The organism is Mycobacterium sp. NGS26, from assembly GCF_059813025.1.
In genome coordinates this window covers 672932-694576 of record NZ_JCALDU010000003.1, presented here as the reverse complement: position 1 = coordinate 694576, position 21645 = coordinate 672932, and the positions used below count along the sequence as shown (strand labels likewise).

Sequence of the window (21645 nt, the reverse complement as noted above, 5' to 3'; positions counted from 1 at the left end):
GATGACCACCCCGACGCACACCCCGGCGGAACGCCCGTCGGCAACGAAACATCCTTTCGCCCAACGGTTTTCACGGTTGCGCGCCTTCGTTGCCACGCCGGAGGCGGGGCCTGCGCGGCTGGGCTTCTGCGGCTCGGTGCTGATCACGCTGGGCGGGCTGGGCGCCGGCAGCATCAAGCCGCACGACCCCCTGCTCGAAGCGATGCACATGTCCTGGCTGCGCTTCGGGCACGGGCTGGTGCTGTCGTCGATCCTGTTGTGGACGGGCGTGGGCCTGATGCTGATCGCGTGGCTGGCGCTGGGCCGCCGCGTGCTGGACGGCACCGCGACCGAGTTCACGATGAGGGCCACCACCGGCTTCTGGCTGGCGCCGCTGCTGGTGTCGGTGCCCGTCTTCAGCCGGGACACCTACTCCTATCTGGCCCAGGGCGCCCTGCTGCGCGACGGCTTCGACCCGTACGCCGTGGGTCCGGTTGCCAACCCGAATGCCTTGCTGGACAACGTGAGCCCCATCTGGACCATCACCACCGCACCCTACGGCCCGGTGTTCATCCTGATTGCCAAGGTGGTCACGATGGTGGTCGGCAATCACGTGATCGCCGGGACCATGCTGCTGCGCCTGTGCATGCTGCCCGGGCTGGCGCTGCTGATCTGGGCCGCGCCCCGGCTGGCCCACCACCTGGGCACCAGCGGTGCGACCGCGCTGTGGATCTGTGTGCTCAACCCGCTGGTGCTGATCCACCTGATGGGCGGGGTGCACAACGAGATGCTGATGGTCGGCCTGATGGCCGCCGGAATCGCGCTGACCTTCCAGGGCCGCCACGCACTTGGCGTCACGCTGATCACCGTCGCGATCGCGGTCAAGGCCACCGCCGGTATCGCGTTGCCGTTCCTGGTGTGGGTGTGGATGCGGCACCTGCGCGATCGACGCGGCTACCGGACCGTCCCCGCGTTCCTGGCGGCCACCGCGCTGTCGCTGCTGACCTTCACCGTGGTGTTCGGCATCCTGTCGGCGATCGCCGGTGTCGGGCTGGGCTGGCTGACCGCGCTGGCCGGCTCGGTGAAGATCATCAACTGGCTGACGGTGCCGACCGCGGCGGCCAACCTGATCCACGCCCTGGGCAGCGGCCTCTTCCCGGTCAACTTCTACGCCACGCTGCGGATCACCCGCCTCATCGGGATCGCGATCATCGCCGTGTCGCTGCCGGTGCTGTGGTGGCGCTTCCGCCGCGACGACCGGGCCGCGCTCGCCGGCATCGCCTGGTCGATGCTGATCGTGGTGCTGTTCGTCCCGGCGGCCCTGCCCTGGTACTACTCCTGGCCGCTGGCCGTCGCGGCCCCGCTGGCCCAGTCGCGGCGAGCGGTGGCGGCCATCGCCGCGTTCTCCACCTGGGTGATGGTGATCTTCAAGCCCGACGGGTCGCACGGGATGTATTCGTGGCTGCACGTTTTCCTGGCCCTGGCGTGCGCGCTGGTCGCCTGGCGCACTCTGTACCGGGCGCCCGGGCCGGTCGATCAGCGGCTCAGTACGCCATAGCCTGCGCCCGGCGCACCACTTCGCGGGCCTGATGGGCGTGCAGCGCGTCGACGGGGCGGGCGTTGTTGATGGCGTCGCGGGTGCCGTCGCGCGTGACCGTTAGCGACGGGTCGGGGGTGAACAGCCAGCGCACGATCTCGGTCTCGTGATAGCCGCCGTCGTGCAGGATCGTCAGCAACCCCGGCAGGCTCTTGACCACCTCGCCGGAATTGGTGAAGAACACCTGCGGCACCACCACGCCCCCGCCGCGTTTCACCGCGACCAGGTGACCCTCCCGTAGCTGCTGTTGCACCTTGCTCACCGGCACCCCGAGCAACTCGGCGACCCGCGGCAGGTCGTAGGTTGGCTCGTCGGGATCTAGGACATCGTCGCCGGCCGGAAAACTGCCCACGGCGCAAGTGTAGGCCCGCCGTGCGACAGCGTGTGCGCGTTGAACCCAATGTTCCACCGCCAATCTCGGCGCCGCCCCTACGATGGCCCCGTGACCGGAGCCGGGACGGGCGACCCATTGGAAAGCGCGTTGCTGGACGGCCGCTACCTGGTCCAGGCGAAGATCGCGAGCGGCGGCACCTCGACGGTCTATCGCGGACTCGACACCCGGCTCGACCGCCCGGTGGCGCTGAAGGTGATGGACTCCCGCTACGCCGGCGACGCGCAATTCCTGACCCGCTTCCAGCTCGAGGCCCGCACCGTCGCCCGCCTGAAGAATCCCGGCCTGGTCGCGGTCTACGACCAGGGTATCGACGCCCGGCACCCGTTTCTGGTGATGGAGCTCATCGAGGGCGGCACGCTGCGCGAGCTGCTGGCCGAGCGCGGCCCGATGCCGCCGCACGCCGTGGTCGCCGTGCTGCGCCCGGTGCTCGGCGGGTTGGCAGCCGCGCACCTGGCCGGTCTGGTGCATCGCGACGTCAAGCCGGAGAACGTCCTGATCTCCGACGACGGCGACGTCAAGATCGCCGACTTCGGGCTGGTGCGCGCCGTCGCCGCCGCCGGAATCACTTCCGCCAGCGTCATTCTGGGCACCGCGGCCTACCTGTCCCCCGAGCAGGTGCGCAACGGCAGCAGCAGCCCGCGCAGCGACGTCTATGCGCTCGGCATCCTCACCTACGAGCTGCTGACCGGGCGCACACCGTTCACCGGCGACTCGCCCCTGGCGATCGCCTACCAGCGGCTGGATTCCGACGTGCCGCGGGCCGGCGCCGCGATCGACGGTGTGCCACGGCAATTCGACGAGCTGGTGGCGCGTGCGACCGCGCGCGACCCCGCCGACCGCTACGCCGACGCGATCGAGATGGCCGCCGACGTCGACGCGATCGCCGACGAATTGGGCCTGCCCGACTTCCGGGTGCCGGCCCCGCGCAACTCCGCGCAGCACCGGTCGGCGGCGGCGCAGCAGAGCCGCAGGACCGAGCGTCGCCACCCCACCCGCCAGCTGACCCGTGACCCCGGCGACTGGCCCGAGCCCGAACCCCCGGCCCGGCCCGAGGCCGGCGAATACGAATACGAGCCCGCCGCAGGCGAATTCGCCGGCATCGCGATCGGCGAGTTCGCGCTGGAGCGTCAGCACGCCCGGCGCATGGTGCTGGTCTGGGTGGCGGTGGTGCTGGCGCTCACCGGGCTGGTCGCGACCGCGGCTTGGACGATCGGCAGCAACCTGACCGGCCTACTGTGATTCGTGACGAATGCACTGTCCCCAGAATGACCTTTTCAACAGAAATTGAAATGATATGGTTCGCGCATGCCGTCACCTGGGGAAATGACGAAGCGGCGAGGGCGACGCCAAGGCGAGCCGGTATCGCGCGACGCGGTCCTCAGCGCGGCAAAGCGGCAGTTCGCTGTGGACGGCTATGACAAGACGACGCTGCGAGCGATTGCCGAGGATGCGCGAGTAGATCCGTCGATGGTCATCTATCTCTTCGGCTCGAAGGCGGCATTGTTTCGCGAATCGATGAAGTTGGTGCTGCCGTCTGACCTGCTGACGGCCGAGCTCGCCGATAAAGACGACGACTTGGGCTGCCGCGTGGTGCGGGCCTACCTCGGTATCTGGGAGCAACCCGATTCTGCCGCGAGCATGACCTCAATGGTGCAATCGGCCACGTCCAATCGCGATGCCAACGAAGCGTTTCGCGGTTTTTTGCACGACTATCTGCTCACCGCGGTGTCAACCGCTTTGGGCGGTGGCGCTGAAGCGCGACTGCGCGCGATGCTGGCAGCGACCAACCTCGTCGGCACCGCGATGTTGCGTTACATCATGCGTGTGCCGCCTCTGTCGTCGCTCGGGGTCGAAGAGGTGGTCAGGTTAGTGGGGCCCGCGGTGCACCACTTCTTAACCGGCCCCGCCGACGAGCTGGGGCTGGACCTGCCATCGCAGTAACCCTGCCAAGGCACCGAAATACGCAGGACGGCAGGATGTTTCGGCCGTGCCGAGATCTCGCCACTCGCCTTAGCGCTCCACTCCGCCCAGCCTCGGCTATACCGCGGTCGCCTCAACGATGCTGAGCGGCGACACGGTGTCGACGACGCGGTTCAACCGGAAACCGGTTTGGTCGAACAGCCGGCCGTACTCGTCCGCGGTGCGTTCGCGCGCGCCGGCGACGACCAGCATCTCGATGTCCACCCACTTGCCGTGGAAGTCGCGGTCGTGGTCGGGAATGACGAACTCGCAGAGCAACAGTCGCGTGCCGGGGCGGGCCGCGGTGCGGACATTCTTCAGGATGCGGACCGCGTCCTCCTCGGACCAGTCGTGGATGACGTTCTTGAGCACATACGCGTCGCCACCCTCGGGCGCGGAATCGAAGAACGAGCCCTCCTCGATCCGGACGCGGTCCCCGACACCGTATTTGCGAAGCAACTCCGGGGCGTCCGCCACGACCTCCGGAAGATCGAACAGCACGCCGCGCGAATTCGGAGCCGTCTGCAGGATCGCCGCCAACAGCCGACCGTGTCCGCCACCGACATCGACGATCGTGCCCAAGGCACTGAAGTCGTAGGCCGCGGTCAAGGGCAAGGTCGCGAACTCGGACAGATTGGTCATGGCGGAGTTGAAAATCCCACCCAGCTCCGCTTCCTCGGCCAGGTACTCGAAGGCCGGTTTGCCGCGAAGCCTCGGGAGCACCGGACGCCCGGTCCGGATCGCCTCCGTCAGGTGGCTCCAGTGCTCGCGATGCTGTGGCGACCCGACCCACCGCGCCATGCCGGCCATCGACACTGGCGCGTCGGTGCGCAGCGTCGACGCGAGCGGGGTAAGTGCGTAGCGCCCGTCGCCGCGCTGGGTGAAAATCCCGATGCCGATCAATGCGCGCATGAGTCGCCGCAGAGCGTCGGCGTCGGCGCCGACCCGGTCTGCCAGCTGCTCGCCGAACAATGGGCCATCCGCCAGGGCGTCTGCCAAGCCAAGATCCGCTGCGGATGTGACAGCCTGAGCCACCCACGCGTTCAGGATCAATTCCAGCATCACCACCGCGGGCGGAGCCGAGCGTTGCCGCAAACGCGACAGGTGCTGGCGTGCACGTTCGACGGCACGCGCGACCCTGACCGGCGGAACCTTAGATGCCACGTAAGTACCTTTCTCGTTCACCTTCGCCACGATGGACGAGCGTTCCGTGGCTTGAGTTAGGAACTATGCGCGCAAACCGGCAATATTTCAATAGTCATTGAAATACGCTGGCGCTCCGCCTAGAGTGCTGGCAGGGACCAGATGAACGGAGTCGTCATGTCACGGTTAGCCACGAAGTTGGTCATCGCGGCGATGCTCGCATTTACCGCGGCAACAGCGAGCGGATGCTTGGCCGGTGGGGCCGCTGTCGGGCCGCCCCTCGGGGTTGCGGCGGGGTAAAGCTGTAGCGCTTACCCCTTTGCGCGAGCGTTCGTGTCTGTACGGCGGCACGCCGCGTGTGGCGTACAACTGTGCACGCTCGCGGGCAAAAAGGTCAGTCGCGCAGCATCTCGGCGACCAGGAAGGCCAGCTCCAGCGACTGCTGGGTGTTCAGCCGCGGGTCGCACGCCGTCTCGTAGCGACCCGCCAAGTCCAGGTCCGAAATGTCTTGCGCGCCACCCAAACACTCGGTGACGTCCTCGCCGGTGATCTCGACGTGGATGCCGCCCGGATGGGTGCCCAGCGCCCGGTGCACCTCGAAGAAGCCCTGCACCTCGTCGACGATGCGGTCGAAGTGCCGCGTCTTGTACCCGTTCGACGACTCGTGGGTGTTGCCGTGCATCGGGTCGCACTGCCAGATCACCTGATGACCGGTGGCCTGCACCTTCTCCACGATCGGCGGCAGCAGGTCGCGCACCTTGTTGTTGCCCAGCCTGCTGACCAGCGTCAGCCGGCCCGGCCTGTTGTGCGGGTCGAGCCGCTCGACGTACTCGACGGCCAGCTCCGGCGTCATCGTCGGGCCCATCTTGACGCCGATCGGGTTCGCGATCACCTCGGCGAACGCGACATGCGCGCCGTCGAGCTGACGGGTCCGCTCGCCGATCCACACGGTGTGCGCCGACAGGTCGTACAGTTGCGGCGTCCCTTCGACGTCCGAAAGCCGCAACATCGCGCGCTCGTAGTCGAGCACCAAAGCCTCATGGCTGGAATAGATTTCGGCGGTTTGCAGGTTGCGGTCGGCTACCCCGCAGGCGCTCATGAACCGCAACCCGCGGTCGATCTCGGTGGCCAGCGCCTCATAGCGCGCCCCGGCCGGCGAGGTCCGGACGAATTCGCGGTTCCAGTCGTGCACCAGGTGCAGCGACGCCAGCCCCGACGAGGTCAGCGCCCGCACCAGGTTCATCGCCGCGCTGGCGTTGGCGTAGGCCCGCACCAGGCGCGACGGATCGTGTTCGCGCGCCGCGGCATCCGGGGCGAATCCGTTGATCATGTCGCCGCGGTAGGACCGCAGGCCCAGCGCGTCGATGTCGGCGGATCGCGGCTTGGCGTACTGTCCCGCGATGCGGGCCACCTTCACCACGGGCAGGCTGGCGCCGTAGGTCAGCACCACGGCCATCTGCAGCAGGGCGCGGACATTGCCGCGGATGTGGGGCTCGGTGTTGTCAACGAACGTCTCCGCGCAGTCGCCGCCCTGCAGCAGGAACGCCTCGCCCCGCGCGACCTGGGCCAGCTGCTCCTGCAGCCGGACGATCTCGGACGGCACCGTCACCGGCGGCACGCTCTCCAGAACCGTGCGCATCGCCTCGGCCCGGTCGGCGGGCCAGCTGGGCTGCTGAGCGGCCGGCTTGGCCAGTGCGGCGTCCAGGCGGGCGCGCAGGTCAGGCGGCAGCGGCGGCAGCGGCGGCAGCTGCTCGATCGGGATGTCGACGGTCCAGTTCATCGGTCCATGGTAACCGGGGACGGCTAACGCCTGATCAGGGCGAACACCCATCCCCGGAGGTGATCAGCCGGAATCGGCGCAGCTGGTCGCGGGCGTCGACCAGGGCGTCGTGCGCCTCGCGCGGGCGTGGCGGCATCGGCGGGGACCCGCGGTCCTCCCACAACTGACGCAGCTCCCGGGTGAAGCGGGGCAACGCCTTCGGCAGGCCCGGCATCGGGCCCCACAACTGGCACAGGGCGACGTGGTCGTAGGCGCCCACCCAGGCCCACAGCTCGATCGGCTCGGTGGCGTCGGCGCCGGACACACCGAAGAACTCCTCCAGGTCCAGGCGAATCTGCTTGCGCGAGCGCCACAACGGCGAGGCCGGGGGCGGCAGCTTGGGCAGCACGTTGGCGCGCACCCAGCTGCCCGCGCGCTCGGGGTCGAACTCGGTGGACACGGCGTAGTACTCGCGGCCATCCTCGGCGACCACCCCGATCGAGATCAGCTCGATGGTGCGGCCGTCCTCGATGAACTCGGTGTCGTAGAAGTACCGCACCCCGAAAGGCTATCTACCGATCAGGATGGGCCCGGTGGGCGCCGGCGCCGGGTGGACGTCGTGGTCGAGCTGGGCGTCGACGGCGCGTTCGTCGGGCAGGCCCGGCGTGCCCGCGATCGCGCATTGCACCCACAGCTTGACCCGCACCACCGGGCGGCGCAGCCGGCGTTCCCGCTGCAGCGCGCGCCGCATCTTGTCCGGCTGGGTGGTGTAGCGCCACCGGGCCCACGGGGCGTGCGGGCGCGACAACCGGACCGCGCCGATGACCAGCAGGACGACGATGAACATCCCGAGCAGGCCGGTCCACACCTTGCCCTTGAGCACCACCACCACGGCCAGCGGCAACGTCAAGGCCATCGCGGTGCCTACCGCGGCCCGCAGCACCACCGATCCAGTTTCGGCGCCGTGCCAGATCGGCAGAAAGAACATCAGCGGGTGCAGGCCCATGATCAGCAGCCCGGCCACCGCCACCGCGGCGAACACCGCGTCCACCGACGTGCGGCCGTCCTCGGACCAGTAGACGTCGGACAGGTGCAGGATCAACGCGTACTCGTCGAGGACCAGTGCGGCGCCGATCCCGAAAAAGGTTGCCGCCAAGACGAACTCGGGTTCGTGCCCGTCTATGGACAGGGTCACCAGCGTCAGCCCGGAAACCAACACCATGACGACCCCGAAGGTCACGTGGTGGATGTGCACTCCGCCGATGTGGACGTTGCGTGGTTGCCACCAGCGCGTCGGCAGACCCGCCTCGGCGCGGTGGCGGATGATGCGGACGAACGTTCGCGCCACGAAAAACGTCAGGATGAAGGCCACCAGGCAGCACAGCAGCGGCAGCCGGCCACCCTCGTGGATGTCATGGGCGAACCAATGGGTCAGTCCGAACACGAACCAGTGGAGCACTCTAGAAACGTACGCCTGCACCGTCGGGCAGGGGTGGAGCCGCGCTGTGGCACGTCGCGGCGCCGACACCGATTACGCTGTTCTGCGACATGAGTAGATGGCGGGCGCCCGGCGTGGGCTTGCGGGTGTTGCTGTGGTGCCTGCTCTGGCTGCTGGCCGCCGCGGCGCTGTATTACGTGGGTGGGCGCCTGTTCGGGCACACGCCCTACCGCATCGACATCGACATCTATCAGATGGGCGGACAGGCCTGGCTGGACGGGCGCCCGCTGTACCGCGGCGACGTGCTGTTTCACACACCCATCGGGCTGAACCTGCCGTTCACCTATCCCCCGCTGGCCGCCATCGTGTTCTGCCCGTTCTCCTGGCTGCACATGCCGGCCGCCAGCGTCGCGATCACGGTGCTGACCTCCGCGCTGCTGGTCGCCTCCACGACGATCGTGCTGACCAGCCTCGGCGTGTGCAGCACCTCCCGGGTGCTACCCGGGCCGGCCTGGCTGCGCCGGTTGTGGCTGGCCGTGCTGATCGCGGCTGCGGCGACGATCTGGCTGGAACCGATCACCTCGAACTTCGCCTTCGGCCAGATCAACGTCGTGCTGATGACGTTGGTGCTCGCCGACTGCCTGCCGCGCCGCACGCTGTGGCCCCGCGGGCTGCTGCTGGGCCTGGGGATGGCGCTGAAGCTCACCCCCGCGGTGTTTCTGCTCTATTTCGTGCTGCGTCGCGACAACCGCGCGGCATGGGCGGCGATGGCGTCTTTCGCGGGCGCCACGCTGCTGGGTTTCGTGTTGGCGTGGAGCGACTCGTGGGAGTACTGGACCCACACCGTGCACCACACCGACCGGATCGGTGAGACGGCGCTGAACACCGACCAGAACATCGCGGGCGCGCTGGCCCGGCTGGGGCTCGGCGAGCACGAACGCTTCCCGCTGTGGGTGGCCGCGTGCCTGGTGGTGCTGGCGCTGACCATTTGGGCGATGCGGCGGGTGCTGCGGGCCGGGGAGCCGGCGCTGGCGCTGGTCTGCGTCGCCCTGTTCGGCCTCGTGGTTTCGCCGGTGTCCTGGTCGCACCACTGGGTCTGGGCGCTGCCAGCAGTGCTGGTGACCGGGGTGTTGGCGTGGCGACGGCGCAGCGTCGCGCTGGCGGCGGTCAGCCTGGCCGGAGTGGCGGTGATGAGGTGGACGCCGATCGACCTGCTTCCCAAGCACCACGAGACGACCGCGAACTGGTGGCGCCAGCTCGTCGGGACGTCCTACGTGTGGTGGGCGCTGGCGGTCATCGTCACCGCGGGACTCGCCGTCACCGCGCGGGTGGGGACGCAGGACCCGGCGGCGACCCCGCTGGCGCCGGCCTCGGCCGTCGGCTGACCCGTCGGGCGCTACCCGACGGCGGTCTCGGGGATCCGGGCCGCGTCGGCGGCCGGCCCCTGACCGTTGGAGCCGTGTTCCTTGAGGCTGGCCGCGTAGATGTCGACGTACTCCTGGCCGGACAGCCCCATCAGCTCGTAGATCACCTCGTCGGTGACGGCCCGCTCGATGAAGCGGTTGCCGGCCAGCCCCTCGAATCGGGAGAAGTCCATCGGCTTGCCGAAGCGCACGGTGACCCGCCCGAAGCGCAGCATCGAGGTGCCGGGCGGGTTGACGACGTTGGTGCCGATCATCGCCACCGGGATCACTGGGACCCCGGTGTGCAGCGCCAGCCGGGCCAGCCCGGTCTTGCCCTTGTACAGCCGCCCGTCGGGCGAGCGGGTGCCCTCGGGGTACATGCCCAGCAGCTTGCCCTGGGCCAGCACCTGCTCGGCGGTGTTGAGCGCGGCCTGCGCGGCGTCGGCGCTGGAGCGGTCGATGGGGACCTGCCCGACGGCGGTGAAGAACCAGCGGCTGAACCAGCCCTTGAGTCCGGTGCCGGTGAAATATTCGGACTTTGCCAGGAAGGTGATGCGGCGGCGCACCACCAGCGGCAGGAAGAAGCTGTCCATCACCGCCAGGTGGTTACTGGCCAGGATCGCCGGCCCCGAACTCGGAACGTGTTCCAGGCCTTCGACTTTCGGCCGACCGAGGACCGTCAGCAACGGGCCCAGGAGGACGTACTTGAACAGCCAGTACCACATGGCCCTCCCTCTCGCCCGACTCGATGATGGTGTTGGCGCCAACTGTACCGACCCGCAGCGCAAGGAACCAACCTTCGCTGCGGGGGATCACTCCTCGACGGTGACCGGGATCGGCTGGTAACGCGTCCTCGCCGCGGCATCGGCCGGGGCGGCCCCGCCGTTCGGCTCGGTCGGGACGCCGCCGCCGGGCGGGCCGTCCGGTGGCGGTGCCGGTTTGGCGGACCGGTCGATGTCGTCGACGATGGCGCGGATCACCTCGAGCAGGGCGATGCTGTGGTCGGCGATGACGGTGAGCAGCGGGTGCTGATCGCCGGTGGCCAACGCGGCCAGCGCGCACACCGGGCACCACACCTGCTGGCACTTGCCGGTGCCGACGCCGGCGCCGGCCGTCAACGCGGCCGCGGCCCGCACCGCCGGGTCGATCCCGTCCAGGATCGCCTGGGCGAGCTTGCGCAACTCGGGACCGAGGTCGGGATGAGCCCCACTCACTTAGGCCACACCTCCGGATCTGGTCGAAAACGAACTGTCAGCTCACTGCCCCGCAGATGCGCGTCCAGCACCGTGCACCGCCGCAGCACCGACGCCAGCCGAACCCTGCGCCGCAGCCCGCCGGCGCTGATGATCAGGTCGTCGTCGACCCGCCCCAGCGCCAGCGCGCCGGGATCGAGCTGGGGTAACGCTAGCCGCATGCGGTATATCGACCCAAGTCCCGACCCGGATTCCAGGTCAACAATAGGGCGCAGGGGCCCGGGCGGCGGCGCCCCACGCCGGCGCCGGGCTCCGTCGAGCAGCCCGGCTAGCGCCTTGGGGCCGATGGGTTCCCCGGACAGGTGCGGGGTCAGCACCAGGGCCACGTCGCCGATGGTGGCGTCGAGTTCGCCGAGCACGGCACGCTGTTCGGAGATGCGTTCGCCGTACCAGTAGAAGGCCGGGTGGTCGGGCAGGTTGCGGTACTCGTAGGACTCGTCCTCGGTCAGGACCTGATTGACGATCAGCTCCTCGACGCGGACACCCATCAGCGCCAGCGAACCCAGCGTCCGGGCCGCCTCGGCCGCGACCACCCGTTCGGGCGTCAGCACCAGGTGCGCGCCGACCAGCTCGCCGTCGGTCAGCAGCGCGCCGAGCGCGTCGACGCTGGCGCTGATGCGCTCCAGCAGTTCCACCACCGCGGCCGACCTGGCGTCGTCGGCGGCGATGGACAGCCGGCGATGGCGCGGCCACGCGCGCTCCACGTACAGCGCGAAGGTGGCGGGCAGCGTCAGCATGCGCAGCGCGTCCGCCGTCGAGGCGCAGTCGACGACGACGCGGTCCCATCGCCCGGACGCCGCGAGCTCGCCGACGGCGTGCAGGCCGAGCACCTCCTGGATGCCGGGCAGCGCCGAGAGTTCTTCGGGGGCAATGGTGCTCAGCTCGGAGTCGGGGAACCGCCGATCCAGCGCGGCGACGACGTCGTGCCACCGCGACTCGAGAAGCGCCAGGGTGTCCAAGGCAAGCGCGTCGAGAAAGCCGCCGCCGGCCCCGGCGTCATCGGTTTCGAGATCGGCGAACACCCGCACCGGATCGTCGCGGCCGCACGGCGGCACCGGCACGCCCAGCACGTCGCCCAGCGAGTGCGCCTGGTCGGTGGACACCACCAGCACCCGCTGGCCCTCGCTCGCATCGCAGACCGCGGTGGCACATGCCAGGGTGGATTTCCCCACCCCGCCCTTCCCTACGAAGAGGCTGATCCGGGCCGGGCAGGGCTGCGCAGACTCACTCAGCCTCGACTCGTTTCTTGAGATCCTTCAACGCGTGGTCGGTCAGCCTGCGCTCGGCCTTTCGCTTGAGCAACCCGATCATCGGGATGGCAAGATCCACCGAGAGCTCGTAGGTGACGTCGGTACCAGAACCCTTGGGCGCCAAGCGATATGAGCCTTCAAGGGAGCGCAACAGCGAGCTGGAGACCAGGGTCCAGCTCAGCGACCGGCGGTCGGCCGGCCACTCGTAGGACATGACCATCGTGTCCTTGATGACGCCGGCGTCCATCACGAATCGCACGACCTTCGGGTAGCCGTCGGCGCCCCTTTCCTGCACCTCGGCTTCCTTGTACTCCGAGATCCATTCGGGGTAGGAATCGATGTCGGCGATCACCTCCAGCACCGTGTTGGGGTCGCTTTCGATGTGGATGGTTTGCGTCGTCTTCTCCGCCACCTGGCTGCTGCCCTCTCTGTCGCAGTCGGGTCGACCGGCCCGTGCGAAAACCTGACCCGGCTAAACTACCGGAGAAACCCCGACCGGACGCGACCGTTCCAGTGTCGCCTTGACCTCGAAGGCCATTTTCTTGCCGGCCACCCTCCGGCGGTGCGTCATTTTCGCCAGGTTCAGCTTGGCCAGCTGCCAGGCGGCGACGCCGGTCGGCTCGGCGTGCAGGAAGTAGTGCAGCACCACGCCATCCAGGCAGGGCTCCAGCCAGATCTCCATGGTCCCGGTCAACCCGCCGGTCACCGCCCAGCGGATGCCCTTTTCGCCGCGCTCCTCGACGACCTGCAGCCGCAGGTCGGGCCACCAGCGGCGCCACTTCGACCGATCGGAGACCGCGGCGCCGACCCGGGCGCCGTCGGCGGCGACGAACGTCTGGTCGGCGATCTGGATGCTGTGCACCGCCCCAGCTTCACACACCGGGCCCGGGCGCCGATCGACGACCTCACCGTGGCCGCCGGACCGTCGCGGTGCTGGGCGAATGGTCGGATTAGGCTGGTCGACAAGGCCGGAGCCCGGCAACGTCACTAGGTCAAACGAGGTCAAGAGTGCGTGAGTACAGCGTCCCCGCCCGCTTTTCCGTCGGCGAGCGCGACAACGTCGCGGCGGCGGTCTTCGAGCACGAGCGCGACGACCCCGACTTCGCCATCTACCAACGCCTGATCGACGGCGTCTGGACCGACGTCACGTGCGCCGAGGCCGCCGACCAGATTCGTTCCGCCGCACTGGGTTTGATCTCGCTGGGGGTGCAGGCCGGTGACCGGGTGTCGATCTTTTCCGCCACCTGCTACGACTGGGCCATCCTCGACCTGGCCATCCTGTCGGTGGGCGCCGTCACCGTGCCGATCTACGAGACGTCGTCGGCCGAGCAGGTGCGCTGGGTGCTGCAGAATTCCGAGGCGGTGCTGGCCTTCGCCCAAACCGACGAGCACGCGGCGATCGTCACCGAGCTCGCCGGCGAGCTGCCCGCGCTGCGCCGGGTGCTGCACATCGACGGTTCGGGCCCCAGGGCGCTCGACCAGCTTGTCGAGGCCGGCGCGTCGGTCGACCCTTCCGAGCTGACCGCCCGGCTCGAGGCGCTGCGCGCCGAGCACCCGGCGACGCTGATCTACACCTCGGGCACCACCGGACGGCCCAAGGGCTGCCAGCTCACCCACTCCAACCTGCTGCACGAGATCCGCGGCACCCAGGAGTGCCTGCCCACGCTGCTGACGAAGGGGCAGCGGCTGCTGGTTTTCCTGCCGCTGGCCCACGTGCTGGCCCGGGCGCTGACCCTGTCGGCGTTCGCCAGCAAGGTCACTGTCGGTTTCACCAGCGACATCAAGAACCTGCTGCCGATGTTCGGGGTGTTCAAACCGACTGTGGTGGTGTCGGTTCCGCGCGTGTTCGAGAAGGTGTACAACACCGCCGAGCAGAACGCCGTCAACGACGGCAAGGGCTGGATCTTCAAGCGGGCGGCGCAGACCGCGGTCGACTGGAGCCAGGCTCACGACGACGGCCGGCCGGGGCCGCTGCTGCGGGCCAAGCACGCCGTGTTCGACCGGCTGGTCTACCACAAGCTGCGCGCCGCGCTGGGCGGCGACTGCCGCGCCGCCGTCTCCGGCGGCGCACCGCTGGGCGCGCGGCTGGGCCACTTCTACCGCGGCGTCGGCCTGACCATCTACGAGGGCTACGGCCTGACCGAGACCAGCGCGGCCATCACGGTCAACCAGATCGAGGCGCTGAAGATCGGGACCGTGGGAAAGCTGGTGCCCGGCAACAGTTTGCGCATCGCCGAGGACAAGGAGCTGTTGGTGCGCGGCGGCGTGGTGTTCGGCGGGTACTGGCGCAACGAGCAGGCCACCGAGGAGGCGTTCGCCAACGGCTGGTTCAAGACCGGCGATCTGGGCGCCATCGACGACGACGGCTTCCTGACGATCACCGGCCGCAAGAAGGAGATCATCGTCACCGCGGGCGGGAAGAACGTCGCCCCCGCGGTACTCGAGGACCAGCTGCGGGCGCACCCGCTGATCAGCCAGGCCATGGTCGTCGGGGATGCCAAGCCGTTCATCGGCGCGCTGATCACCATCGACCCCGAATCGTTCGGCGGCTGGAAGGAGCGCAACAGCAAGCCGGCGGGCGCCTCGGTGGGCGACCTGGCCACCGACCCGGACCTGGTCGCCGAGGTGGACGCGGCCGTCAAGAGGGCCAACCTGTCGGTGTCGCATGCCGAGTCGATCCGCAAGTTCCGCATCCTGCCGGTCGACTTCACCGAGGACAGCGGCGAGCTGACGCCGACGATGAAGGTCAAGCGCAACGTGGTGGCCGAGAAGTTCGCCTCCGACATCGAGGCGATCTACACCAAGGACTGACGGCGAGCAGACGTAAAAGCCCCCAAAACCATGCGGTTTTGGGGGCTTTTACGTCTGCTCGCCGTCCTTAGCCGCGCAACAGGTCGGCCAGCCGGGCGGCCAGCGTGTCCCAGCGCCACTGCGACGTCACCCACTCGCGCCCCGCGGCGCCCATCGCGGCGGCCCGATCGCGATCGGCGAGCAACCCGGTGACGGCGCCGACGACCTCGTCCACCGAACGGCCGTCCACCACCAGCCCGGTCTTGTTGTGCCGCACGGCTTCTGGCGCGCCGCCCGACCGCCCGGCGACCACCGGCACGCCGGTCGCCGAGGCCTCCAGGAACACGATGCCCAGGCCCTCGACGTCCATGCCCGCGCCGCGGGTGCGGCACGGCATCGCGAACACGTCGGCCACCGCGTGGTGGGCGGCCAGCTCGGCGGTCGGCACGCCGCCGGTGAAGGTCACGTGGTCGGCCACACCGCACGCCAGGGCCTGCTTCTGCAGCGCCTCCAGGTATGGGCCGCCGCCGACGATCAGCAGCGCGGCCCCGTCGACGCGCCGCCGGATCGACGGCAACGCCCTGATCAGCATGTCCTGGCCTTTGCGCGGCACCAGGCGGGACACGCACACAACGGTCGGCCGATCGCCCAGCCGGTAGCGCCGCCGCAGCTCGGCGCGGGCAGCCGGATCGGGATGGAACCGGTCGGTGTCCACCCCCGGCGGCAGGTATTCCAACGACGCCCCGGGCCCGAAGGCCGACGCGAACCTGCCGCGGGTGTAGCGGCTGACGAAGGTCACGACGTCGGTGCCGTCGCCGATGCGCCGCAGCACCGATCGGGCGACCGGAAGCATCGACCAGCCCACCTCGTGGCCGTGCGTGCTGGCCACGACCCGCTTCGCCCCCGCCTGCCGGGCCCGCGGCGCCAGCAGGGCCAGCGGCGCGGCCGCGCCGAACCACACCGTGTCGATGCCGTGCTCGCCGATCAGCCGGCGCATCCGGGCGTCGACCGTCGGGCCGGGCAGCATCAGGGTGCCCGGGTGGCGCACCACACGATAACCGGCGGCCGCGGCGTCGTCGAACGCGTCGGCGCCCTTCCATTGCGGCGCGTACACCGTCACCGCATGCGACCCGGCGGCAACCAGCCGTCCCACGAACTCCCCCAGGTAGGACTGGATGCCGCCGCGTCGGGGCGGAAAGTCGTTGGTTACCAGCAGGACCCGGCTCACTGCGTCACGCCCCGCCTGCCATCCATTCTTTCCAGCGGGCGAGCAGCCCGGCCGAGTCGGTGCCGAGGACGTCGCGCACCGCGGTGGGCAGGCCGGCGTGCCCGACCCCGCACGCGGCCAGGTAGAACTCCCGCAGCTTCGCGGCCCCGTAGGCGTCGGCGACGAAGCGGGCGAACCACCAGGCCCGGTCGTATCCCGACGAGCGCTGCGGCCCCGGCGTGTCCAGGTCGGCGTCCGACGGCAGGCTCACCAGGGACCGCGCGTCGGGGGGCACCGGGTCGATCGGCCGGGCGACGAAGTCGGCGACCCCTTCGGTCAGCCAGCGCGGCGCGTCGGTCGCGGTGTCGACGCGCGCCGCGTAGTGAAAAAGCTCGTGGCTCAACACTATTCGCAGCGCCGGTTCGGTCATGCCGGCCGCGCCCGGCGCGAACACGATCCGCTGGCCGATCGCCACCCGGTGCTCGGGGTCGACGCGGTCGACGACCGTCACCGCCGCGATGTCGGCCCACTGCGGGGCCGGCCCGCCGCCCGCGGCGGCGCGGAACTCGTCGTCGGAAACGGCGGCGAGCACCGAGATGTCGCGCGGCCAGTCGACGCCCCAGAAGGCCTCCACCCGGTCGACGGCGGCGCCGATGTTCGACGCGATGCGCGACAGCAGCCGATCGGTGGCCGGACCACCGCCGAGCAGGTGGACCACCCGGTCGCGGACGACCAGGGGCGCCGCGCTGGGGCCCTCGGCGGGGGCGGGGGGCAGCGCCGCGCCCGCGATCAGCTCACCGGCGAGGACGGCGGCCAGCAGAATTCTCGCGGCCCGGCGCCGGCGTTCAGTAGCGACGGGCGTCGTGGACCGGGCCGGCGGCATTCATCGGCACCACCCGCACCGGCTGGCCGTAGGTGGAGGAATGGATCACCATGCCGTCGCCGACGTAGAGGCCGCTATGTGACGCGTCGTTATAGAAGGTCACCACGTCGCCGGGCTGCAGGTCCGACAGCGCCACCGGCTGACCGCCCTGAGCCTGCGCCTGGCTGGAGTGCGGCAGCGAGATGCCGGCCTGCTGGAACGCCCACATCACCAGGCCCGAGCAGTCGAACCCGCCGGGTCCCGCGCCGCCCCACACATACGGCGTTCCGACCTGCGTCAACGCCGCCTGTACGACGGTCGCGCGGTCGCCGCCGCCCACGCCGCCGGGCTGCGGGCCGGGCAGTCCGAAGGGCGGCGGAGCCACACCCGGTGCCTGGCCGCCCGGCGGTGGAGCACCGGGCGGCAACGCGTCCGGCGCCGGTGCGCCGGGTGCCGGCGCCGCCGCCGGGACCGGCCCGGGGTCGGCGAGCGCGGTCCGCTGGTCCGGTGACAACTGCATGTACTGCGACTTGACGACGGCGATCTGCACCTGCAGCTGGCTCTGCTTGGACTGCAGGCTGGCCCGCACCGCGGCCGCCTGCTCGGCCGCGCTCTTGGCGGCGGCGGCCGACTTGGCGGATGCCTGCTCGGCCTTGGCGGCCTGTTCCCCGGCGGCCCGGTAACCCGCCATCTGCGTGCGCATCTGGGTCGCCATCAGCCGCTGCACGGCCATCTTGTCGATCAGGCCCTGCGGCGACCCCGCGGTCAGCATTGCCTCCATGCCGCTGACCCGGCCGCCCATGTAGGTCGCGGCGGCGAGCTTGTTGACCGCGGTCTGGAAGCTGGCCAGCTTGGCCTTGGCCGCGTCCACCGCGGCCTGATCGTCGGCGTGCTTCTTCTCCGCCGCCCGCTGGGCCGCCAGCTTCTCGTTGAGGTCGAGCTGCGCGCTGTGCATCGCCTCGGTGGTCTGCTCGGCCTGACGGGACAGCTCGTTGAGTTTTGCCATCGCGTCGTCGGCCGGATCGGCCGCGGCGCTCGCGGCGAGAGCGCCTGCAAAAACCGTGAGGCCCGCCAGCATCGCGACGACCGAACGTGTGAGGGCACGCGCAATCGGATACTCAGAGCCGAAACTCAAGATTTGCTTCCTTAAACGGCCATCGACACATCGCGGTCGAGCTGGTTTAGGTCTCAAACAGGTTACGAAACGATATAGGTGTTTGTCTAAACCGGGTCGTTAAGAAATTGGAAAGAATTCTGTCAATTCTTTGTGAACGAGAACCGGTGCGCCGCTACCCTCCGGGGGTTTTGGCGCACAGGGCATTTACGCGACGCCGGAACCGCGATCGCGGTGAATCGGCACCAGCCGCAATCGGGGCGCCAGTCCGACTTCGGCGAGCACTTCGAGCGCGGCGCGTTCGTCCTGCAACAAAGTCTCCGGTACCCCGAGTAGCACGCTGACCACGCAGTCGCGGCACCCCGGGCCGCGCACCGCGCAGTCGTCGCAGTCGATCACCACCGGTTCGCCCCGCCCGGGCGTCGCGACGCCTGTGCTGTCGGGTCCGCTGTTGTGTGCCATCGGGATGGGTCCTCTCGCTCGCGCTCCGGTCGGGCTACCCGAACGCTAACCGCGACCACCGACATCTTTCGCGGGCGCGGCGCGGCGTGGGAACGCCGCGGTGTCGGTGGGCGTGCTTAACGTCGCCGCCATGGGCGTGACGGGTGCGACTCAGCTGAGTTTCGCCGACCTGGAATCGGCCTGGCGACCCAGCGAAGAAACTCCGCTGCGCGAGACCACCTTCGTCGTGGTGGACCTGGAGACCACCGGGGGGCGCACCCGCGGCGGCGACGGAACGCCGGCCGACGCCATCACCGAGATCGGGGCGGTGAAGGTCCGCGGCGGCGTGGTGCTCGGGGAGTTCGCCACCCTGGTCGACCCGCAGCGCGCCATCCCGCCGCAGATCGTGCGGCTCACCGGCATCACCACGGCGATGGTGTGCGACGCCCCGACCATCGACGCCGTGCTGCCGATGTTCTTCGAGTTCGCCGGCTCGGACAGCGGGGCGGTGTGGGTCGCCCACAACGCCGGCTTCGACATCGGATTCCTCCGGGCCGCCGCCCAGCGCTGCGAAATCCCGTGGCCGCGACCGCAAGTGCTGTGCACGGTGCGGCTGGCCCGCCGGGTGCTGAGCCGCGAGGAGGCCCCCAGCGTGCGCCTGGCGTCACTCGCCGGGCTGTTCGCCGTCGCAACGCAGCCCACCCACCGCGCCCTCGACGACGCCCGCGCCACCGTCGACGTGCTGCACGCCCTGATCGAGCGGGTGGGCAACCAGGGCGTGCACACCTACGCCGACCTGCGCTCGTACCTGCCCGGCGTGACGCCGGCCCAGCGCCGCAAGCGGGCGCTCGCCGATGCCCTGCCGCATCGGCCCGGCGTGTACCTGTTCCGCGGGCCGGCCGGCGAGGTGCTCTACGTCGGGACCGCCGTCGACCTGCGCCGCCGGGTGAGCCAGTACTTCACCGGCGCCGACCCCCGTGGCCGGATGAAGGAGATGGTCACGCTGGCCGCCGCGGTCGACCACGTCGAGTGCGCGCACGCGCTGGAGGCCGGCGTGCGCGAGCTGCGGCTGCTGGCCGCGCACGCCCCGCCGTTCAACCGCCGGTCGCGGTTCCCGCACCGCTGGTGGTGGGTCGTGCTGACCGACGAGGCGTTTCCGCGCCTGTCGGTGGTGCGCTCGCCGCGCCACGACCGTGCCGTCGGCCCGTTTCGCTCCCGCGCCGACGCCGCCGAGACCGCCTGGCTGCTCGCGCGGTTCACCGGTATCCGAACCTGCACCGCGCGGCTGGCGCGCGGCGCGCTGCACGGGCCGGCCTGCCCCGAGCGCGAGGTGTCGCCGTGTCCGGCCGCCCGCGACGCGACGGCCACCCAATACGCGGCGGCCGTGGCCCGCGCCGCGGACCTGATCGACGGCCAGGACAACGACGCGCTGCACGCGGCCGTGGGTCAGGTCACCGCGCTCGCCGAGCGCCGCCACTACGAGAGCGCCGCGCGACTGCGCGACCGCACCGCCACCGCCGTCGAAACCCTGTGGCGCGGCCAGCGGCTGCGCGCCCTGGCCGCGGTGGGCGAGCTGGTCGCCGCCGCCCCGGACGGCAACGGCGGCTATCACCTGGCCGTCATCCGCCACGGCCAACTCGCCGCCGCCGGCGCCGCCGGGCGGGGGGTGCCGCCGATGCCGGTGGTCGACGCCATTTCGGCCGGCGCACAGGCGATCCTGCGAGCGCCGGCCCCGCTGGGCGGCGCGCCGGTCGAGGAGACCGCCCTCATCGCGCGCTGGCTGGCGACCCCCGGGGTCCGCATCGTCCGGGTGGTCGGCGACGACGGCTGGGCGTCGCCGCTGCGGTCGGCGGGCCCCTGGGCGGGGTGGGCGGCGGCGGCGCGCTCGGCGCGGCTGGCCTACGAACAGACGGTCGACTCAGACCTGCTGGCCGAACCGCACCCATCGCGCGAGCAGCTGTTCGGCGGCACCGGAGTCGATGGCGGCGGCGGCGCGGCTCAGCCCGTCCTCCCACGCCGGCAACCATTCAGCGCGGCTGGATAGCCCGGCGTGGGCGACGATCGCGCCGGCGGCGTTGAGCACGACGGCGTCGCGGACCGGTCCCTTGGCGCCGGCCAGCACCGCGCGCACCTCCGCGGCGTTGGCCTGCGCGTCGCCGCCCAGCAGCTCGTCGAGTTCGGCGCGGGCGAAGCCGAATCCGGCGGGGTCGAAGGTCAGCCGATCCACGGTGCCCGCCTGCACTCGCCAGATCGTGCTCGTCGTCGTGGTGGTCAACTCGTCGAGCCCGTCGTCGCCGTGCACCACCAGCACACTGGAGCGACGCGCGGCGAACACCCCGGCCATCACCTCGGCCAGCTCCGCGAACGCGCAGCCGATCAACCCGGCCCGCGGCCACGCCGGATTGGTAAGGGGCCCAAGGAGATTGAACACCGTCGGCACCCCGATCTCGCGACGCACCGCGGACGCGTGCCGGTAGGACGGATGGAACACCGGCGCGAAGCAGAACCCGATCCCGACTTCGGCGAGGCTGCGCGCGACCTGCTCGGGCCCGAGGTCGATGCGCACCCCGAGCGCCTCGAGCGTGTCGGCGCCGCCGGACAGCGACGACGCCGCCCGGTTGCCGTGCTTGACCACCGGGACGCCCGCGGCCGCGACCACGATGGCCGCCATGGTGGACAGGTTGACGGTGTTGACGCCGTCGCCGCCGGTGCCCACGATGTCGACGGTGTCGTCACGGATCGCGTCGGCGGGCATCCGGCGCGCGTGGCTCAGCATGACGTCGGCCAGCTCGCTGACCTCAGCCGAGGTGGGGACCTTCATCTTCATCGCCACCGCGAAGGCGGCGATCTGGGCCGGCCTGGCGCTGCCCGTCATGATCTGGTCCATCGCCCAGGCGGCCTGACCGCGGGCCAGTTCCCGCCGGTCCGTCAAACGGGCAAGCACCTGCGGCCACGACGGCGCCGACCCGGCGGGTGAGGGAGCCCCGGACGACGCCTCGGATGACAGAGCCACGCGCCGATGGTCCCACGACTGCCGAGCACCTCCCAACCTGCGC

General features: G+C 70.4%; 20 protein-coding genes and 1 pseudogene. 6 read left to right on the top strand and 15 right to left on the bottom strand.

Going from position 1 to position 21645, the window contains the following annotated elements:
- The first annotated feature begins 1 nt into the window (after position 1).
- Positions 2-1537 (top strand): alpha-(1->6)-mannopyranosyltransferase A, encoded by a 1536-nt coding sequence (locus tag AC5Y6X_RS14335; protein WP_499987019.1) that lies wholly within the window; start codon positions 2-4, stop codon positions 1535-1537.
- Here AC5Y6X_RS14335 and AC5Y6X_RS14330 read toward each other — a convergent pair.
- Positions 1524-1928, bottom strand: coding sequence for an Rv2175c family DNA-binding protein (locus AC5Y6X_RS14330; RefSeq protein WP_324678751.1), 405 nt, complete (start codon positions 1926-1928; stop codon positions 1524-1526). The two genes, AC5Y6X_RS14335 and AC5Y6X_RS14330, sit on opposite strands and share 14 nt — an antisense overlap.
- Before the next feature lie 90 nt (positions 1929-2018).
- Between AC5Y6X_RS14330 and AC5Y6X_RS14325 the strand changes: the two genes are divergently transcribed.
- Both AC5Y6X_RS14325 and AC5Y6X_RS14320 read left to right on the top strand, forming a co-directional pair.
- Positions 2019-3209, top strand: a complete 1191-nt coding sequence (locus tag AC5Y6X_RS14325) for a protein kinase domain-containing protein (protein WP_499987018.1) — start codon at positions 2019-2021, stop codon at positions 3207-3209.
- A gap of 66 nt (positions 3210-3275) precedes the next feature.
- Entirely contained in the window at positions 3276-3911 is a 636-nt protein-coding gene (locus tag AC5Y6X_RS14320; protein ID WP_499987017.1) for a TetR/AcrR family transcriptional regulator, read from the top strand.
- Between the two features lie 96 nt (positions 3912-4007).
- Here AC5Y6X_RS14320 and AC5Y6X_RS14315 read toward each other — a convergent pair whose 3' ends face one another.
- The 4 genes from AC5Y6X_RS14315 to AC5Y6X_RS14300 form a co-directional block, all read right to left on the bottom strand.
- Positions 4008-5093 carry a methyltransferase gene (locus AC5Y6X_RS14315; protein ID WP_499987016.1) on the bottom strand — a complete coding sequence of 362 codons (1086 nt, stop codon included), beginning with the start codon at positions 5091-5093 and terminating at the stop codon, positions 4008-4010.
- A 373-nt stretch (positions 5094-5466) separates the two neighbouring features.
- Positions 5467-6852 carry a class II 3-deoxy-7-phosphoheptulonate synthase gene (locus AC5Y6X_RS14310; RefSeq protein ID WP_324678759.1) on the bottom strand — a complete coding sequence of 462 codons (1386 nt, stop codon included), beginning with the start codon at positions 6850-6852 and terminating at the stop codon, positions 5467-5469.
- 34 nt (positions 6853-6886) lie between these two features.
- The gene (locus tag AC5Y6X_RS14305; RefSeq protein WP_499987015.1) at positions 6887-7390 is read right to left on the bottom strand and encodes a polyadenylate-specific 3'-exoribonuclease AS; all 504 of its coding nucleotides are present in this window, start codon (positions 7388-7390) and stop codon (positions 6887-6889) included.
- Between the two features lie 9 nt (positions 7391-7399).
- Complete coding sequence (locus AC5Y6X_RS14300; RefSeq protein WP_420715915.1) at positions 7400-8266, bottom strand: hypothetical protein; 867 nt, start codon at positions 8264-8266, stop codon at positions 7400-7402.
- A 113-nt stretch (positions 8267-8379) separates the two neighbouring features.
- Here AC5Y6X_RS14300 and AC5Y6X_RS14295 point away from each other — a divergent pair, with 113 nt between their 5' ends.
- Positions 8380-9654 (top strand): glycosyltransferase 87 family protein, encoded by a 1275-nt coding sequence (locus tag AC5Y6X_RS14295; protein ID WP_499987014.1) that lies wholly within the window; start codon positions 8380-8382, stop codon positions 9652-9654.
- An 11-nt stretch (positions 9655-9665) separates the two neighbouring features.
- Here AC5Y6X_RS14295 and AC5Y6X_RS14290 read toward each other — a convergent pair whose 3' ends face one another.
- From AC5Y6X_RS14290 to AC5Y6X_RS14270, 5 genes are all read right to left on the bottom strand, one after another.
- A complete protein-coding gene (locus AC5Y6X_RS14290; RefSeq protein WP_499987013.1) occupies positions 9666-10397 on the bottom strand; it encodes a lysophospholipid acyltransferase family protein in 732 nt (243 codons plus the stop codon).
- 87 nt (positions 10398-10484) lie between these two features.
- Positions 10485-10886, bottom strand: coding sequence for a hypothetical protein (locus tag AC5Y6X_RS14285; RefSeq protein ID WP_499987012.1), 402 nt, complete (start codon positions 10884-10886; stop codon positions 10485-10487).
- Positions 10883-12157, bottom strand: a complete 1275-nt coding sequence (locus tag AC5Y6X_RS14280) for an ArsA family ATPase (RefSeq protein WP_499987067.1) — start codon at positions 12155-12157, stop codon at positions 10883-10885. The genes AC5Y6X_RS14285 and AC5Y6X_RS14280 overlap by 4 nt, the downstream gene beginning before the upstream one ends.
- On the bottom strand, positions 12150-12587 hold the full coding sequence (locus AC5Y6X_RS14275; protein ID WP_499987011.1) for an SRPBCC family protein: 438 nt from the start codon (positions 12585-12587) through the stop codon (positions 12150-12152). Before AC5Y6X_RS14275 ends, AC5Y6X_RS14280 begins: the two co-directional genes overlap by 8 nt.
- A gap of 60 nt (positions 12588-12647) precedes the next feature.
- Positions 12648-13037, bottom strand: coding sequence for a polyketide cyclase / dehydrase and lipid transport (locus AC5Y6X_RS14270; RefSeq protein ID WP_499987010.1), 390 nt, complete (start codon positions 13035-13037; stop codon positions 12648-12650).
- A gap of 146 nt (positions 13038-13183) precedes the next feature.
- On the opposite strand from AC5Y6X_RS14270, the gene AC5Y6X_RS14265 reads away from it, so the two are divergent.
- The gene (locus AC5Y6X_RS14265) at positions 13184-14986 is read left to right on the top strand and encodes an AMP-dependent synthetase/ligase (protein ID WP_499987009.1); all 1803 of its coding nucleotides are present in this window, start codon (positions 13184-13186) and stop codon (positions 14984-14986) included.
- Between the two features lie 67 nt (positions 14987-15053).
- On the opposite strand, the gene pimB is transcribed toward AC5Y6X_RS14265, so the two are convergent.
- The 4 genes from pimB to AC5Y6X_RS14245 all read right to left on the bottom strand — a co-directional run bounded on the left by pimB (position 15054) and on the right by AC5Y6X_RS14245 (position 18610).
- On the bottom strand, positions 15054-16193 hold the full coding sequence (pimB, locus tag AC5Y6X_RS14260) for a GDP-mannose-dependent alpha-(1-6)-phosphatidylinositol monomannoside mannosyltransferase (RefSeq protein ID WP_499987008.1): 1140 nt from the start codon (positions 16191-16193) through the stop codon (positions 15054-15056).
- A gap of 4 nt (positions 16194-16197) precedes the next feature.
- Complete coding sequence (locus tag AC5Y6X_RS14255; RefSeq protein ID WP_499987066.1) at positions 16198-16992, bottom strand: gluzincin family metallopeptidase; 795 nt, start codon at positions 16990-16992, stop codon at positions 16198-16200.
- 25 nt (positions 16993-17017) lie between these two features.
- Positions 17018-18112 (bottom strand): peptidoglycan hydrolase RipC, encoded by a 1095-nt coding sequence (gene ripC / locus AC5Y6X_RS14250; protein WP_499987065.1) that lies wholly within the window; start codon positions 18110-18112, stop codon positions 17018-17020.
- 243 nt (positions 18113-18355) lie between these two features.
- Positions 18356-18610 carry a hypothetical protein gene (locus AC5Y6X_RS14245; RefSeq protein WP_499987007.1) on the bottom strand — a complete coding sequence of 85 codons (255 nt, stop codon included), beginning with the start codon at positions 18608-18610 and terminating at the stop codon, positions 18356-18358.
- Positions 18611-18740: 130 nt separating this feature from the next.
- On the opposite strand from AC5Y6X_RS14245, the pseudogene AC5Y6X_RS14240 reads away from it, so the two are divergent.
- Positions 18741-20570, top strand: a pseudogene (locus tag AC5Y6X_RS14240) (DEDD exonuclease domain-containing protein); the annotation flags it as partial.
- Here AC5Y6X_RS14240 and trpD read toward each other — a convergent pair.
- On the bottom strand, positions 20508-21602 hold the full coding sequence (trpD, locus tag AC5Y6X_RS14235) for an anthranilate phosphoribosyltransferase (RefSeq protein WP_499987006.1): 1095 nt from the start codon (positions 21600-21602) through the stop codon (positions 20508-20510). The pseudogene AC5Y6X_RS14240 and the gene trpD sit on opposite strands and share 63 nt — an antisense overlap.
- Positions 21603-21645 lie beyond the last annotated feature (43 nt).